8 protein-coding genes are annotated in these 16443 nt (G+C 60.7%); 1 reads left to right on the top strand and 7 read right to left on the bottom strand.

The features are described from left to right. Positions 1–32 precede the first annotated feature (32 nt). From rnr to ACFSDX_RS00415, 7 genes are all read right to left on the bottom strand, one after another. Positions 33–2591 (bottom strand): ribonuclease R, encoded by a 2559-nt coding sequence (gene rnr, locus ACFSDX_RS00445; protein WP_382311021.1) that lies wholly within the window; start codon positions 2589–2591, stop codon positions 33–35. Between the two features lie 174 nt (positions 2592–2765). Continuing rightward, positions 2766–3548 carry an ATP-grasp domain-containing protein gene (locus ACFSDX_RS00440; RefSeq protein WP_382311019.1) on the bottom strand — a complete coding sequence of 261 codons (783 nt, stop codon included), beginning with the start codon at positions 3546–3548 and terminating at the stop codon, positions 2766–2768. Positions 3549–3564: 16 nt separating this feature from the next. After that, entirely contained in the window at positions 3565–5367 is a 1803-nt protein-coding gene (locus tag ACFSDX_RS00435; RefSeq protein ID WP_382311016.1) for an ABC transporter ATP-binding protein, read from the bottom strand. 45 nt (positions 5368–5412) lie between these two features. Further along, positions 5413–6072: a lipoprotein signal peptidase gene (locus ACFSDX_RS00430; RefSeq protein ID WP_382311014.1), complete on the bottom strand. Its 660-nt coding sequence runs from the start codon at positions 6070–6072 to the stop codon at positions 5413–5415. A gap of 174 nt (positions 6073–6246) precedes the next feature. Beyond that, the gene (ileS, locus tag ACFSDX_RS00425; protein ID WP_382311012.1) at positions 6247–9627 is read right to left on the bottom strand and encodes an isoleucine--tRNA ligase; all 3381 of its coding nucleotides are present in this window, start codon (positions 9625–9627) and stop codon (positions 6247–6249) included. A 162-nt stretch (positions 9628–9789) separates the two neighbouring features. Then, complete coding sequence (locus ACFSDX_RS00420) at positions 9790–12225, bottom strand: efflux RND transporter permease subunit (RefSeq protein ID WP_382311010.1); 2436 nt, start codon at positions 12223–12225, stop codon at positions 9790–9792. Between the two features lie 53 nt (positions 12226–12278). Next, positions 12279–13790 (bottom strand): glycine--tRNA ligase, encoded by a 1512-nt coding sequence (locus ACFSDX_RS00415; protein WP_382311008.1) that lies wholly within the window; start codon positions 13788–13790, stop codon positions 12279–12281. Between the two features lie 237 nt (positions 13791–14027). On the opposite strand from ACFSDX_RS00415, the gene ACFSDX_RS00410 reads away from it, so the two are divergent. Further along, on the top strand, positions 14028–16439 hold the full coding sequence (locus tag ACFSDX_RS00410; protein WP_382311006.1) for a TonB-dependent receptor: 2412 nt from the start codon (positions 14028–14030) through the stop codon (positions 16437–16439). Positions 16440–16443 lie beyond the last annotated feature (4 nt).

The following is a 16443-nucleotide window of genomic DNA, read 5'->3' as shown; positions in this document are numbered from 1 at the left end:
GTCTTAACTTGACCTAGGCTGATGAGCGCGGACTAACGACGGCGCTTGCCGCCCTCGCGCCCACCTCGGCCGCCGCTGCTGGCGCCGCTACCGCCACTGCTGGCACCACCGCGCGAGCTGCCGTTGCTCTTGCCACCCTTGCCGCCTTTGTCGCCGCGGTAGCCCCCGCCGCGGGCGGCGCGACCAGCTTCGCGCTCGGCCCGCTCGCGCTGCTTCACGTGCTCGGGGCGGTCATCGACCAGCTCCATGTCAATGGTGCGGTCGAGCAGATTGGCGGCGGTAATGACCACCTGCAACTCGTCGCCGAACTGGATGATGCGCTTCGAGCCGCGGCCTACCAGGCGATAGTTTTCCTTATCCAGCTCAAATGTGTCGCCCGGAATGTCGGAGATACGCACCATGCCTTCGCACTTATTCTCTTCAATCTCGACGTAGATGCCGCGCTCGGTGAGGCCCGATACCACGCCCTTGAACTGCTCGCCGACGTGCGCGCCGATGTACTCGACCTGCTTGTATTTGATGCTGGCGCGCTCGGCATTGGCGGCCAGTTTCTCGCGGGCCGACGAGTGCTTGCACTCCTCCTCCACGGGGTCGACGGGGATGTTCTTACCGCCGCCTAGGTAGTGCTCCAGCAGGCGGTGGGCCATCATGTCGGGATAGCGGCGGATGGGCGAGGTGAAGTGCGAGTAGTGCGCAAAGGCCAGGCCGAAGTGACCTAGGGGCTCGGTGCTGTAAATGGCCTTCGACATCGACCGGATGGCCAGCCCCTGAATTACGTTTTGCTCGGGCTTGCCCACTACGTCGGTGCTGAGTTTATTGAGCTCGGTGCTGACCTTTTTGGGGTTGCTCAGGTTCAGGTTGTGGCCGAACTTCTGGGCGAAGAGGGCGAAGTTTTCGAGGCGGTCGGGGTCGGGCGCGTCGTGGGTGCGGTACACCATCGTGAAGCGCGGCTTGGTTTTCTTGAGCCCAAACACGAACTCGGCGACCCGTTTGTTGGCGAGTAGCATGAACTCTTCAATGAGCTTGTGCGCGTCCTTGCGCTCCTTCACGTACACGCCGAGCGGCTTGCCATCTTCGCCGAGCTTGAACTTCACCTCCTGCGTCTCGAACGAAATGGCGCCCTTGCGGAAGCGCTCGGCCGAAAGCATTTTGGCGAGCCGGTTCAGCAGGTTCACTTCTTCGGCTAGGTCGCCCTCGCCGGTCTCGATGCGCTCCTGCGCCTCCTCGTAGCTGAAGCGGCGGTCGGAGTGAATGACGGTTTTGCCAAACCAGGAGTCAATCAGCTTGCCTTTCTCGTCGATTTCAAACACGGCCGAGAAGGTCAGCTTGTCCTCATTGGGCCGCAGCGAGCAGAGACCGTTCGAGAGGTTCTCGGGCAGCATCGGAATCACGCGGTCTACCAGGTACACCGAAGTCGCACGGCTCTTGCCCTCGCGCTCCAACTCGGTGCCGATGCGCACGTAGTGGGTCACATCAGCGATGTGCACGCCTATCTCGTAGTTACCGTTCTCCAGGGTGCGCAGGCTGAGCGCATCGTCAAAGTCCTTGGCATCGGCCGGGTCGATGGTGAAGGTGAGGATGTCGCGGAAGTCGCGGCGCTTGGCAATTTCCTCTTTCGAGATGGTTGTCGGAATGGCATCGGCCTCTTCCTCCACCGCGCTCGGGAATTCGAAGGGTAAGCCGAACTCGGCCATGATGGCGTTTATCTCGGCCTCGTTCTGACCGGCCGCGCCGAAGTTACGGATGATGGTGCCGACCGGGTTGCGGCCCTGTCCCTCGTGGTCCGGAAACTCGGTGATGCGCACCAGCACCTTGTCGCCGTTGCGCGACTCACCCAGCTCCTGCGCGGGCACCATCACGTCGAAGTAAGCCTTGCGGTTATCGGGCTTCACGAAGCCGATGGAGCCCTGCACTTGCAGGCGGCCCACCACTTCCGGGCGCTGGCGCTTGAGCACTTCTACCACGTCGCCGGTAACGCGGCCGTCGCGCACACCCCGCAGGCGCACCCGTACCAAGTCGCCATCTAGGGCGTAGCGCAGCTGGTCGGTGAAGATGCGGATATCGTCGCCTTCGCCATCCTCGCGCACCACGAAGGCGAAGCGCGGCGTGGCCAGGGCCACCGTTCCGATTACGGTATTGGGGTCGCGGTGCGGGCGGTCGGGGCCATCGCCGGGGTGGTCGAAGCCCGCCGAGCGGCGGCGGTGCACGATGGGGTCCTGGCCAAATTCCACTTCGATGGCAGGGTCAACGGCGACTGAAGCAGCGGCCGGAGCGGCGGCCTTTTTGCTCGTTCTGCGAGCCGGAGTGTTGCTAGCAGCCATTTGTAGGTCGGTGGGGTTGGCCAGCCGATATTCATCGTTTTGGAGCAGCTCCAAACGGCCATTTTTCTTCAGCTCTTTGAGGTGAGCGAACAGCTCCTCACGCTGGTCCTTGGTGGTAATACCTAGGCGGCGCGAGAGCTGGCGGTAAGCCAGCACTTTGCCGGGGTTGTCGGCAAACTGGCGGTACACGAGGTCTTGGCTCAGGCTGGCGGCGGGGGCGGCCTTCGCGCGGGAGGCGCGGGGGGCTGCGGGGTCTTGGGGGTTTTTCATGTAACAAAAAAGAGGGGCCGCCAGACAGCTGTAGGTAAGATTGACGGAGGCGGCCGATAGCGCCAAGCACTAGCTTGGCTAATGGGTAATACGAGGCGCCGGGCGGAAGGGTGACGGGCCCTGGCCCAGCGCGCCGGGCAGTGCAAATGAACTGCCCGCAAATTAAACAACGGGTTAGCGCGTCTCGCTAGCCTCGGCCGCAGCTAGGGCCCGCAGCACGCGGCGGCCAAACTCGGCCACCGACCATTCCTTGAGGTCCGAAACTTGCCCGTCGCCCACCTCCACCAGCACGGGCTGGCCGGCTAGGGTTTCGGCCACATCGAACGAGTAGAAGAGCCGGGGCTGCAGCGCGGCCACCGCCGCGTGCAAGGCCTCAGGCAGCACCGTGCCACCGGCCCCAAAGGCTTGCCCACGCACTACAAAGAAGCGGCGCTCGGAGGTAGGCTTTAGGTCAACAAAATCGCGCACGAAAAGGGTCGTGCCGACTGGCAAACCTTGCTGCTGCCAAAAGCCTGTTAGCTGCGGCTGGCTCACCAGCACCGAGTCAGCACCGAACGACTTCACCAGGCTCTTCACAAAGTAGCGCCGGCCCTTGGCGAAGTCCAGGGCGACCGGCTCCGCTAGGAAGCGACTCGGGAAGGTGTGGGTAGCCACGGCCTCGTACCAGCCGGTTGCCTGGTGCGAAGAGAGGTACTCGGCCGACGACACGGCCAGTGGAAGAAGCCGGGCGAGATGGCAATACTCGGCGGCCGTCAGCATCCAGCCCCGGTACAGCGCAGGCCCTAGGTCGGCGGCCGCGCTTGGTGTGGCGGCTAGCGAGGGTACCCAGGCCCGGTCGTTATCCATATCGACCAGTCCGGTGGCCAGGCCCTGCGCCCGCGCCCAGTCGTACTCCGGCGCCCACATAGGGTCCACGGTGCGCGGCTGGTACGGCAGGCAGGGATAAACGAAGTGCATGGGACCTAGGCTGGCGTTAGGCTTGCACCCGCGCCGCAATGTGGGCGGGGTCGTCGCTGGGAATGGCGGCCAGCAGCTGCTGCGTGTAGGGGTGCTGCGGGTGCGCGTACACCTCAGCGGCGGGGCCGCTCTCCACAATCTTACCCTGGCTCATCACCAACAGGCGGTCGCTCATGAAGCGGGCAACCGACAGGTCGTGCGTGATGAAGAGGTAAGTAATCCCTAGGTCGCGCTTGAGGTCGTTGAGCAGGTTGAGCACCTGCGCCTGCACGCTCACGTCGAGCGCCGACACTGACTCGTCGCACACGATAAGCTTAGGCCGCAGGGCCAGGGCCCGCGCAATGCAAACGCGCTGCCGCTGGCCACCGCTGAACTCGTGCGGGTAGCGCTGCTCGGCATCGTCGCTCAGGCCCACGGTGCGCAGCAACTCCCGCACCCGAGCCCGCTGCTCGGCGCGGGTGCCGCCTACTCCGTGCACCCGCAACGGTTCGAGGATGGCCTCGCCCACGGTGAGCATTGGATTGAGGGCCGCGTAGGGGTCTTGAAATACCAGCTGAAATTCGCGCCGCCGGTGGCGGAGCTCGCCGGCGGGCAGCGCTGCCAGGTCCGTGCCTTCAAACAGGATGCGGCCGGACGTCGGCTCCGTGAGGCGGAGCAGGGCCCGCCCTAGGGTCGTTTTGCCACAGCCCGACTCGCCAACCAAGCCCACTGTTTCGCCGGGGTAGATGGTAAAGCTGACTTCGTCCACAGCCCGCACGTAGGTGGTGGCGCGGGTGAAAAATCCTTTACGAATCGGGAAGTGAACCTGCAGGTTTTCGACCTGTAGCAACGGCTCCGCGACCGTGGAACATTGAAATTGTTCCACGGGGAACGTTTTGGCAGTATCAGAAATGCTTTGTAACCTCGCGAGAGGCTTTTTTGGCTCCACCTCCCCTGCCTGGCTCGGGCGAGCCACCAGATTACCGGCCGCATCCGATTCCATGAAATCGGCTACTACCGGCAGCCGCGTCTTGCCAATCGAAAGCCTAGGTCGGCAAGCCAGCAGGCCTTTGGTGTAAGGATGCTGCGGGTTGGTAAAAATGTCAAGCACCGTACCCTGCTCCACCACCTTGCCCCGGTACATCACCAGAATGCGGTCGGCAATCTCGGCCACCACGCCCAGGTCGTGGGTGATGAACAAGACGGCCGTGCCGTGCTCGCGGCGCAGGTCACGGATGAGCTGCAGGATGCGCGCCTGCACCGTTACGTCGAGCGCCGTGGTGGGCTCGTCGGCAATGAGCAGCGCCGGGCGGCAGGCCATGGCCATGGCTATCATCACGCGCTGCTTTTGGCCGCCGCTGATTTCGTGCGGGTAGGCCTTGAAGATTTGCGCCGGCCTAGGTAGCTGCGCTTCAGTGAACAGCTCGACGGTGCGCGCCTCGGCCTCCGCTTTGCTCAGCGTGGTGTGCAGCCGCAGCGCCTCAACTACCTGCGCCCCGCACGTCAGCACCGGGTTGAGCGAAGTCATCGGCTCCTGAAAAATCATGCTGATGTCGTTGCCCCGCACCTGCTGCAGCTGCGTTTCGGTGAGCTGCAACAAGTCTACCTGGCCCAGCCGCTCCGACTCGAAGCGGGCCACGCCGCCCTCTACCCGCGCCGCCGGCTTGGCCAGCAGACCTAGGAGCGCCAGCGAAGTCACCGATTTACCTGAGCCCGACTCGCCTACGATGGCTACTACCTCTCCCCTACCCAGCTCAAACGACACGCCGGCTACGGCCCGAGTGTGCCCGCGCTGGGAGTGAAAATCAACGGTGAGGTCTTGAACGGAGAGCAGCGGCATACATAAAAAAATAGCGGCGCAGGATGGTCCCGCGCCGCAAGTTTACTAGGCAGTTTCTGAAGCCGGCGGACTAACCGGCCTTACGGGCGGGCTAGCGGCGGCGGGTTCGTCTTGATTGAAGAACTTTCCTTGAAACAACAAGATGAGCGCAACCCCAATAAAAATAGAAGCATCGGCCACGTTGAAGATGGGCCAAAGCGAAACGTACTTGCCCCCAACCAAAGGCCAAGAAGCCGGCAGAAAGCCCTCGTAGATGTCAGCGTACAGCATGTCAATTACTTGCCCAAAAAACCACGGCGAGGGCGAGCCAGCCGGCGCATTATTATAAATGACGCCGTAAAAAATCGAGTCAATGAGATTGCCCACGGCCCCGCCCAGGATGAGGGCCATGCAGGCGATGAAGCCGCCGGCCGCCCGCTGCCGCCACAAATGCACTATGTAGTAGCTGAGCCCGCTCACCGCCGCCAGCCGAAAAGCCGTCAGCAGCAGCTTGCCGTAGGGCGGTGGCAGCTCGACGCCGAACGCCATGCCGGGGTTAGTGGTGTAGTGCAGCTTAAACCAATTGCCCAGCAGCAGTATCTCACCGCCCGAGGTGAGGGTTTGGCTGCTATGCACCAAGTACTTAGAAAGCTGGTCGAGGCCAATAACCAGCAGCGCCAGCAAGAAATAAAGGGCCGGGCTACCCAAGCGCGCAGAACGGCGCACGGGCTCAGGATGGGAGGTTAGTTGCTGGTCGCTTTGCACTAGTGAAACTCAGGTTACTTTGTACTGTTTTATACCGAATTACGGGCTTTAAGAACCACTTTAAAACGGGAACAAATGGGGTTTGTGCGCAGGAAAACCCGCCTGCCTTTTATGAGGCAGGCGGGTTACTCAGCATCAGGCAGTTACTACGTCTACTTTGGCGGGCACCGAGAAGTCGTCAAACTCCAGCACCGCGCCGCCGGCTACTTCGGACACAAAGTCGAGGCGCAGGGCCTGCACTTCCTCGCGGATGTAGTCGCCGAAAGCGGCCACAGCGGCTTGCAGCTCGGCGGGTGCGCTGGCGGCCAGATGCACGCTGATGCGGTCCTGCACTTCGAGGCCCGAGTCTTTACGCAGATTTTGAAGGCGATTGACCAGCTCGCGGGCCAGGCCTTCCTGGCGCAACTCCTCGGTGAGCGTCACGTCGAGCGCCACGGTGAGCGGGCCGTCGGTGGCTACGAGCCAGCCGGGCAGGTCCTGGGTGCGGATTTCGACTTCGTCGAGGTGCAGCGTTAGGGTTTCGCCTTCTACTTCCACGGCTAGCTCACCTTGCTTTTCGAGCTGACTTAGCTCGTCGCTATTCAGCGTTTGGATGCGGGCACCCACCGCCTTCAGGCGCGGGCCGTAGACCTGGCCCAGGCGCTTGAAATTGGGCTTCACTGACTTCACCAGCACGCCGCTGGTATCGTCCAGAAACTCGATGTGCTTCACGTTGACCTCGGCGCAAATGAGGTCTTCCACCAAGCCAACTTGCTCTTTAGTAGAATCATTCAGTACGGGCACCAAGATGCGCTGCAAGGGCTGGCGCACCTTCAGCACCGACTTTTTACGTAGCGAGTGCGTGAGCGAGCTGATGCGCTGGGCTAGCTCCATGCGCTCTTCTAAGGCCTTGTCGATGAGCGAGGTATCGGCCTCGGCTAGGTAGGTCAAGTGCACCGACTCGGCGGCATCCTGGCCTTTGGTGAGGTTGCCGTAGAGCCAGTCGGCGAAGAAGGGCGCGATGGGCGCCATAAGCTGCGCCACAGTGCTAAGGCACTCGTGCAGCGTCTCGTAAGCGGCTTGTTTATCGGTCGTTAGTTCGCCTTTCCAGAAGCGGCGGCGCGAGAGGCGCACGTACCAGTTGGAGAGCTGGTCGGTCACGAAATCCTGGATGGCGCGGGCGGCTTTCGTGGGGTCGTAGGAGTCGAAATGGCCGCGCACTTCGGCCAGCAGACTCTGGAGCTTGCTCAGAATCCAGCGGTCGAGCTCGGTGCGCTCGGCCACGGGCACGCTGGGCGTGCTGCCCTGCTGGAAGCTGTCGAGGTTGGCGTAGAGCGCAAAGAACGAGTACGTATTGAAGAGCGTGCCGAAGAACTTGCGCTGCGCCTCCACAATGCCGGCCTGGTCAAACTTGAGGTTATCCCAGGGCGAGGAATTGGCAATCATATACCAGCGGGTGGCATCGGGGCCGTACTGCGCGATGGTCGCAAAAGGGTCCACGGCGTTGCCGAGGCGCTTGCTCATCTTGTTGCCGTTTTTGTCGAGCACCAGGCCGTTGGCAATCACGTTTTTGAAGGCCACTGAGTCTTCCAGCATCACGGCCAAGGCGTGTAGCGTGAAGAACCAGCCGCGCGTTTGGTCCACGCCTTCGGCGATGAAATCGGCGGGGAAGTTCTTGGCGAATTTCTCCTGGTTTTCAAACGGATAGTGCCACTGCGCATACGGCACCGCACCCGAATCAAACCACACGTCGATGAGGTCGGGCTCGCGGTACATGGGCTGGCCACTGGGCGAAACCAGAAAAATGTCATCGACATACGGGCGGTGCAGGTCAATTTTCTCGCCGTTGGCGTAGGGGTTGTGGGTCATGACTTCAGCCGCTACGGCCTTGTCAATCTCCGTTTTCAACTCCGCAATCGAGCCGATGCAGATTTCCTCGGTGCGGTCCTGGGTACGCCAGATGGGCAGCGGCGTGCCCCAGTAGCGCGAGCGGCTGAGGTTCCAGTCCACCAGGTTTTCGAGCCAGTTGCCGAAGCGGCCGGTGCCAGTGCTTTCGGGCTTCCAGTTGATGGTTTTATTGAGCTCGATGAGCCGGTCTTTCACCGCCGTGGTCTTGATAAACCACGAGTCGAGGGGGTAATAGAGGACAGGCTTGTCGGTGCGCCAGCAGTGCGGGTAGGTGTGCTCGTACTTCTCGGTTTTGAAAGCCGTGCCGTTGGTCCGCATCCGGATGGCGATGCTCTCGTCCAGCGTTTTATAGTCGGCGCCGCTCTGGTCGTGGCCGTCGTAGTTCTTCACCCAGCGGCCGCCAAACTCACCCATTTGGGCCACGTAGCGGCCCGTGCGGTCCACGATGGGGCCTAGCTTGCCCTGGTCGTCGGCTACCATCAGCGCGGGGATGCCATTGAGCTGCGCTACCCGGAAGTCATCGGCGCCAAACGTGGGCGAGATGTGCACGATGCCCGTACCGTCCTCCGTCGTCACAAAGTCGCCCACAATAACACGAAAAGCGTTTTCCTCGCCTTCAAAATGCGGGAAACCAGCTTCGGTATTGAATAGGCGTTCGTAATAAATGCCTACTAGGTCGGCCCCGGTAAACTCGGCTTCGATGCGCCAGGGCAACACTTTTTTGTCGCCTTCGGCATAGCCCTCGAAGGGCACTACGGCGCCTTTTTCCGAGAAATATTTGCTCACCAGTGCCTTTGCCAGCACCACCCGGATGGGCGCGGCGGTGTACGGATTGAAGGTCGAAACCAGCACGTATGGGATGTTCTTTCCCACCGCTAGGCCCGTGTTGGCAGGCAGCGTCCAAGGCGTAGTTGTCCAGGCCAGGATATACGTTTCGCCCTCGCCTCCGCCGGCAAACAGCTTCTCCGATACGGCATCGCGCACCACCTTGAACTGGGCCACGATGGTCGTGTCCTTCACGTCCTTATACGTGCCGGGCTGGTTCAGCTCGTGCGAGCTGAGGCCGGTGCCGGCGGCCGGCGAGTAGGGCTGAATGGTGTAGCCTTTGTAGAGGAAACCCTTGTCGTAGAGCTTCTTGAGCAAGGCCCAGCAGCTCTCGATGTACTCGGGTTCGAAGGTGATGTAGGGGTCGTCGAGGTCGACCCAGTAGCCCATTTGCTGGGTCAACTCATCCCACTGCGCCTTGAAGCGCATCACGGTTTCGCGGCAGCGCTGGTTGTAGTCTTCGACGCTGATTTTATGGCCGATATCCTCCTTCGTAATGCCGAGCTCCTTCTCTACTTGCAGCTCGATGGGCAGGCCATGGGTATCCCAGCCGCCCTTGCGAGGCACCTGTTTGCCAAGCTGCGTTTGGTAGCGGCAGAAGATGTCCTTCACTGCCCGCGCCATCACGTGGTGGATACCGGGCTGGCCGTTGGCCGAGGGCGGGCCCTCGTAAAACACGAATGTGGGCTGGCCCTCGCGGCTGCTCACGCTCTTCTCGAAGATGCCGTTGGCGTCCCAGCCGGCCCGCACGTCGGTGGCGAGCTTGGCGTAGTCGAGCGGCTGCTTGTATTCGGGGTAAGTCATTTTTTTAAGCTGTTAGCTAGCAGTTATTAGCTGTTAGCTTTTCTCGTTGGTTATGCAGAGCGCAGCGAAGCATCTCGCTCGCTACGTTCGGTTTGTAACCCTAGCGTCAGCACGCGAGATGCTTCGCTGCGCTCTGCATGACCAACGTTATTCAACAAATAATTAAGTCGTTTTAACCGGCGTCCGCTCCACGCTTAGGCGCTGCAAGTTCAGGTCTATATCGTCGTCTTCTTCGTGATAGTTCTCGTCGTAGTGGTGCACCAGGGCCGCTTTGGGCGTGTGCCAACTGCCACCGCGCTCAAAGGTTACTAGCAGCGCCGGCAGAAACACTAGGTTTGAGAAGTTGGTAATGAGCAGCGAAGCGCCCATCAATACCCCTAGGGCCTTGGTACCGCCAAACTCACTGAAACCGTAGATACTGAACCCGATGAAGAGTACAATGCTGGTATAGAACATGCTCGACCCGGCCTCACTCAGCGTGTTGGTAATGGCCTCGCTCACGCTCTTACCGGCCACGGCCATCTCCTGCCGGAACTTGGCTAGCAAGTGAATCGAGTTGTCGCCGTCAATGCCCAAGGCTATCACGTATATAAGGGCTGTAGCCGGCTTCAGTGCGATGCCGAAATAGCCCATTACGCCGGCCGTCAGCGTGAGCGTTAAGATATTGGGCACCAGTGCGTAAAAGATGGTGCGCACCGAATGAAACAGCAGTAGCACTACCAGCGCCACCAGCCCAAAAGCCCACATCAGGCTCTCGCCCAGCGTGCCGATAACGTACTCGTTGCCCTTGGTGAAAATCACCGTCGTGCCCGTGCGGCGCACTACCATATCGGTGCCCGCAAAAATGCGCTTAATGGCCGGGTCAATGCGCTTACTCACCAGCGTATCCAGCTTGTGCGAGCCAATATCGGCGATTTTCACGCTGATGCGAGCCCGCTGCTGCGTGCTGTCCACGAAGGTTTTGAGCAGCTTGCTGGTCGAGTTGGCGCCCTTACCCTGCGAATTAGCCAGGTAGCTCAGGATGAAGTTTTTGTCGTCCTTATCCGGCAGCTTGTAAAAGTCTGGGTTGCCGTTGTAGAATGCCTGCTTGGCGGCCTTCAAAAACGTAACCATGCTGAGCGGCGTGGACAGCTCCGGTTGGGCTTGTAAAAACTTATCAAACTGGTCGATTTTCTGCAAGTTGAGCAGCTTCAACAGGCCTTTCGGCTGCTTGGTATCCACCACAAATTCCAACGGCATCACCCCGCCGAAGCGGGCTTCGAAGAAGCTCAAATCCTCGTTTACGGAGCTTTGCTTGGGTAAGTCATCCACCATAAACGACACGGCTTCGATGCGCGAAATCCCGATGGAGGCTAGCCCCACCAGCACCGCCGCCGTGATGTAAATAGTGCGCCGGCGCCGCAGCACGATGAAATCGAGGAAGTGGATGATGCCCACCAGCGGCTTTGAATCGAGGTGCTCCAGCTGCTTCTCGGTGGGGCCGGGTAGGTAGGTAAACACCGCCGGAATCATGATGAAGCTGATGACAAAGGCGATGAAAATGTTAATCGTGGCCACCAGCCCAAACTGGTAGAGAATGGCAATATCAGTGAAGGTGAACACGAAAAAGCCGATGGCCGTGGTCGTGTTATTCACCAGCGTGATGAGGCCGATTTTGCGAATAACGCGCGTCATGGCCAGTATCTGGTTGCCCGATTTGCGGTAGTCGTAGTGGTAGCGCGAGAGCAGGTAGGTGCAGTTGGGTACGCTGATAACCACCAGGATAGAGGGTATCAGACCGGTAAGCAGGTTGATTTTGAACCCAAGCAGCACAATGGTGGCGATACACCATATCATGACAATTACCACTACCAAAAGCGGCACCACCACCGCCGACCACGTGCGGAAAAAGATGTACAGGATGACGGCCATCACGACCACCATCAGCCCAGCGAAAAACTTCATTTCGCTTGACACCTTGCTCGTCATCGTGGAGCGCACGTAGGGCAGGCCCGCGTAGTGCAGCTTGATTTTGGAGTCCTTCTCAAACTTGGCACTCAGGTCCAAGATATTGTTCATCACCTCCTTGCGCCGGTCCGAGTTTAGCCACTTGGGGTCGAGCGTCACGGCCAACAGCGTGGCGCCGGTGCGCGGCGCAATCACCTGCCCTTTGTAAAATTCGATGCTATTTACGACCCGCATCAGCGAGTCGAGCTGCGCCTGGCTGGTGGGCGGCCGCGCAAAAACGGGCGCCGTCACGAAGCTATTATTAACCGTATCCTTCTGAATCTGAATCAGCTTGGGCAGACCCAGCACACCCGATACGCCGGGCACCTTCACCAGCTCATTGGCGAGTTGGTCGTAGAGCCGGAACTGCGGGAGCTTGTACACGGCGCTGTCCTGCATCCCTAGCACCAGGATATTGCCATCCTCGCCGAAGGTCTTTTTGAACTGCTGGAAGTACACCATGTCGGGGTCCTTCGGGCTCACCACCTGGGCAAAGTCGTAGGTCATTTGCACGTCTTTCGCCACCCAGGCCATGCCCAGGGTCGAAACGGCAATGAGTATCAGCAAAATACGTCGGTACTTGATGATAGAGAGGGCGATATGTCCCCACATAAGCTTAAAATTTTAGGTTGGACAACCGCCTGGCCTTAATGCGATGCGCTGCCTTACAGCTTCGCAAACACCGTTTTAAAGCTCACGGCTTCGCCGATGTACGCCCGCAACGCGCTGATGGGCATCCGGGTTTGCTCGCGGGTATCGCGGTGGCGCACTGTCACGGTGTCGTCTTCCAGGGTTTGACCGTCCACGACAATACAAAAAGGCGTGCCGATTAGGTCCTGGCGCGTGTAACGCTTGCCGATGGCGTCTTTGTCCTCAATTACCAGGCGGAAATCGAAGCGCAAATCATCGAAAATCTGCTGCGCTTTTTCGGGCATGCCGTCCTTGCGCACCAGCGGGAAAATGGCGGCCTTGATGGGCGCCACTGCCGGGTGCAGCTTCAGTAGCGTGCGCTGTTTAGTGGTTTGGGCTTCACCCTCCCCTTCTGTGATGGTTTCCTCCTGAAACGCTTGGCAGAGCGTGGCCAGGAACAGGCGGTCGGCGCCCACCGAGGTTTCGACCACGTAGGGCACGTAGTTGCCGTAGGGCTTGCCGGTGGTTTCGTCGATGTCGTTATCGAAGTACTGCTGTTTCTTGCGGCTCAGGTTCTGGTGCTGGGTCAAGTCGAAGTCGCCGCGCGAGTGGATGCCCTCCATCTCTTTGAAGCCGAAGGGAAACTCGTACTCGATGTCTACGGCGGCCTTGGCGTAGTGGGCCAGCTTGTCGTGGTCGTGGAAGCGCAGCTTCTCGGTCGGCAGCCCTAGGGCCTCGTGGAAGCGGCGGCGGGCGGCCTTCCAGGTGTCGTACCACTCGCCTTCGGTGCCGGGGCGCACGAAGAATTGCATCTCCATCTGCTCAAATTCCCGCATGCGGAAAATGAACTGCCGGGCCACAATCTCGTTGCGGAACGCCTTGCCAATCTGCGCGATGCCGAACGGAATTTTCATCCGGGCCGACTTCTGCACGTTCAGAAAGTTCACGAAAATACCCTGGGCCGTTTCAGGGCGCAGGTACACGGGCGGCGCCTCCGAGTCCACGGCCGAGCCTTGGGTCGAGAACATCAGGTTGAACTGGCGCACTTCGGTCCACTTGCCGGTGCCCGAGACGGGGCACTTAATTTCTTCGTCAATAATGAGCTGGCGCACGCCGGCCAGGTCGTTGGCGGTGAGCAGGCGGCCCATTTCGGCCGTAAGGGCCGCGCCGCGGGCGGGGTCACCGGCTTTTTCGTACTCGGCGGCTTTTTCTTCGAGCAGCACGTCGGCGCGGTAGCGCTTTTTGCTGTCGAGGTTGTCGATGAGCGGGTCATTAAACCCGGCCACGTGGCCGCTGGCCTCCCAGGTGCGCGGGTCCATGAAGATGGCCGCGTCGATGCCCACCACGTTGCCGTGCAGCTGGGTCATAGCCTCCCACCACAGGCGCTTGAGGTTGTTTTTCAGCTCCACGCCGTTGGGGCCGTAGTCGTACACGGCGGCCAGGCCATCGTATATTTCCGACGACTGGAATACGAAGCCGTATTCTTTGGCGTGGGCGACAATATCTTTTAGCTGCGTGTTCTCAGCGGTAGGTGCGGGCTTGCTCATAAGCCGCAAAGTTAGACCGCAGATTTAACTGATTTAACGGATTGCGCGGATACGCCCCTGCGGGGCTGGCTGGTTGGGGTGGGTAAACTGGATTGATGCGCCCCCTGCGCGGGCTGGCGGGCGCGGGGGTAGGCAACCATTTGGGGAGATGGCGGCTCTTCATTCGCCTAGGTGGGTGGCCCCTACTCCCCTATCTTGGACGGGGCTAACCTACTTCTACTCTTTTTCTTTTCTGCTATGAAGCAGTTTTACCGCGGCCTGCTGCCGGTCTGCTTACTGGGGGCGGGCGTGGCGCAGGCGCAAGCCCCTACCCCGCCGCTGCCGGCGCGCGTCACCATCAGCGGCTACGTGCGCGACCAAGCCACGGGCGAAAACCTTATTGGGGTGGCGGTGGTGCAGGCGGGCACTAGCCTAGGCACCGCCACCAATACCTACGGATTTTACTCGCTGACCTTGCCCACAGCGGGCCTCGACTCGGTGCGGCTCGTGGCCAACTACCTAGGGTATGAGCGCCAGCGCTGGGCCGCGCCAGCTACTGGCAGCGCCCGGCACGACTTCGGCTTGCCCGCGGCGGCCAATGAGCTGGCCGGCGTGGAAGTGGTGGGCGACCGCCAGGCCTACGACCACGGCCCGCGCAGCACCCGCATGGGTACCATCAACGTGCCCATCGCCCAGATTAAGAGCCTACCCAAGCTCATGGGCGAAACCGACGTGCTGAAGGTATTGCAGCTGCTGCCCGGCGTGCAGAGCGGCGGCGAAGGCACCAGCGGCCTGTACGTGCGCGGCGGCTCGCCCGACCAAAACCTGATTTTGCTCGATGGCACGCCCGTTTACAATGCCTCGCACCTGTTCGGCTTCTTCTCGGTGTTTAATGCCGATGCGCTGAATAATGTGGAGCTTATCAAGGGCGGCTTTCCGGCGCGCTACGGCGGGCGGCTGTCGTCGGTGCTCGATATTTCGATGAAGGAGGGCAACGCGCAGGAGCTGCACGGCGAGGGCGCCATCAGCCTCATTGCCTCGCGCATTACCCTAGAAGGGCCGATTAAGAAGGACGTAGCCTCGTTTATCGTGTCGGCCCGGCGCACCTACCTCGATGTGCTGGCCCGGCCCTTCATCAAGTCGCAGCTCAAGAAGGAAGGCAAGGCAGGCTCCCTAGGGTATTATTTCTACGACCTCAATGCCAAGCTCAACTGGAAGGTGGGCACCCGCGACCGCCTCTATTTGAGCGCTTACCGGGGCTACGACAACTTTTACTACGACGAGCGCAACGCCCAGGAACGCCCCGACGACTACAGCCGCTCCGACAATAGCCTGGGCTGGGGCAACCTCACCGGCGCCCTGCGCTGGAACCACGTCGTCAACGACAAGTTGTTTCTAAACACGCACCTCACCTACAGCCAATATCAGTTTGATGTAAGCCAGGAGCAGGAGCGGCGCTACGTTCAAAACAGCCAGCCCCTGGCTTCTACCAACGCGCTGAGCTACCGCTCGGATATCCGCGACTGGACCCTGAAGATGGACTTCGACTACGTGCCTTCGCCCCGGCACTACGTTCGGTTTGGGGGGCAGTTTATTCGGCATACGTTTCGGCCGGGCATCTCCTCGCAGCAAGACAACACGGCCGGCGTGGTGAGCGAAGCTGCCTCGGGTAGCCGCACCCTAGGTAGCGAGAGCGGGCTGTACGTAGAGGACGACTACCAGCTCAGTAACCGCCTGAAGGTAAACGCGGGCCTGCGCCTGAGCAGCTTTTACGTGGATAGCAAGCTCTACCCCTCGCTGGAGCCGCGCCTGGCCGCCCGCTTCATGCTCACCGACGAGTGGGCGCTGAAGGCCTCCTACGCCCGCACCACGCAATACGTGCACCTGCTCACCAACAGCGGCATCGGCCTGCCCACCGACCTGTGGGTGCCCGCCACGGCGCAGGTGCGGCCGCAGGTGGCGCACCAGGTGGGCCTAGGCGTGGCGCGCACCTTGCGCTACCGTGGTGAGGCGTTCGAGTTCAGCTTCGAGACTTACTACAAGCCGATGCAAAACCTGGTGGAGTACCGCGAGGGCGCCAGCTTTCTCAACACCACCAACAACGACTGGCAGAGCAAGGTCACGAGCGGCCGGGGCTGGGCCTACGGCGGCGAGTTCTTTTTGCAGAAGAAAACCGGCCGCACCACCGGCTGGCTGGGCTACACGCTGGCCTGGAGCAACCGCCGCTTTCCGGAGTTGAACCAGGGACGGACTTTCCCCTACAAATACGACCGCCGGCACGACATTTCGCTGGTGGTTATTCACAAATTCAGCCCTACCCTCACGCTGTCGGGCACCTGGGTCTACGGCACCGGCAATGCGACTACGCTGGCTTCGAGCCGCTTCCAGCTTGGCCCGTACCAAGACTACAGCGATTACGGCGACCGCAACTCGTTCCGGATGGCGGCCTACCACCGCTTCGACCTAGACCTGAGCAAAACCAAGAAGAAGCGCTGGGGCGAAGTTGTCAACAGCATTTCTATCTACAATGTGTATAACCGCCGCAACCCGTACTACCTGTACTTCGCGCCAGCCGATGTGTTCAATGGCGTAGTGCGCACGCCCGCCCAGTACCGCCAAGTATCGTTGTTTCCCATCATCCCGTCGGTCAGCAAGGCCTTCAAGTTTTAAGCGC

The sequence above is a fragment of the Hymenobacter bucti genome (assembly GCF_042681145.1).
Taxonomy (GTDB): Bacteria; Bacteroidota; Bacteroidia; order Cytophagales; family Hymenobacteraceae; genus Hymenobacter; species Hymenobacter bucti.
This window is presented reverse-complemented; position numbering and strand designations above follow the sequence as displayed.

Coding starts and splice junctions, on each gene's coding strand:
- rnr (WP_382311021.1), bottom strand. CDS start 2,591: ATGAAAAACCCCCAAGACCCCGCAGCCCCCCGCGCCTCCCGCGCGAAG.
- ACFSDX_RS00440 (WP_382311019.1), bottom strand. CDS start 3,548: ATGCACTTCGTTTATCCCTGCCTGCCGTACCAGCCGCGCACCGTGGAC.
- ACFSDX_RS00435 (WP_382311016.1), bottom strand. CDS start 5,367: ATGCCGCTGCTCTCCGTTCAAGACCTCACCGTTGATTTTCACTCCCAG.
- ileS (WP_382311012.1), bottom strand. CDS start 9,627: ATGACTTACCCCGAATACAAGCAGCCGCTCGACTACGCCAAGCTCGCC.
- ACFSDX_RS00420 (WP_382311010.1), bottom strand. CDS start 12,225: ATGTGGGGACATATCGCCCTCTCTATCATCAAGTACCGACGTATTTTG.
- ACFSDX_RS00415 (WP_382311008.1), bottom strand. CDS start 13,790: ATGAGCAAGCCCGCACCTACCGCTGAGAACACGCAGCTAAAAGATATT.
- ACFSDX_RS00410 (WP_382311006.1), top strand. CDS start 14,028: ATGAAGCAGTTTTACCGCGGCCTGCTGCCGGTCTGCTTACTGGGGGCG.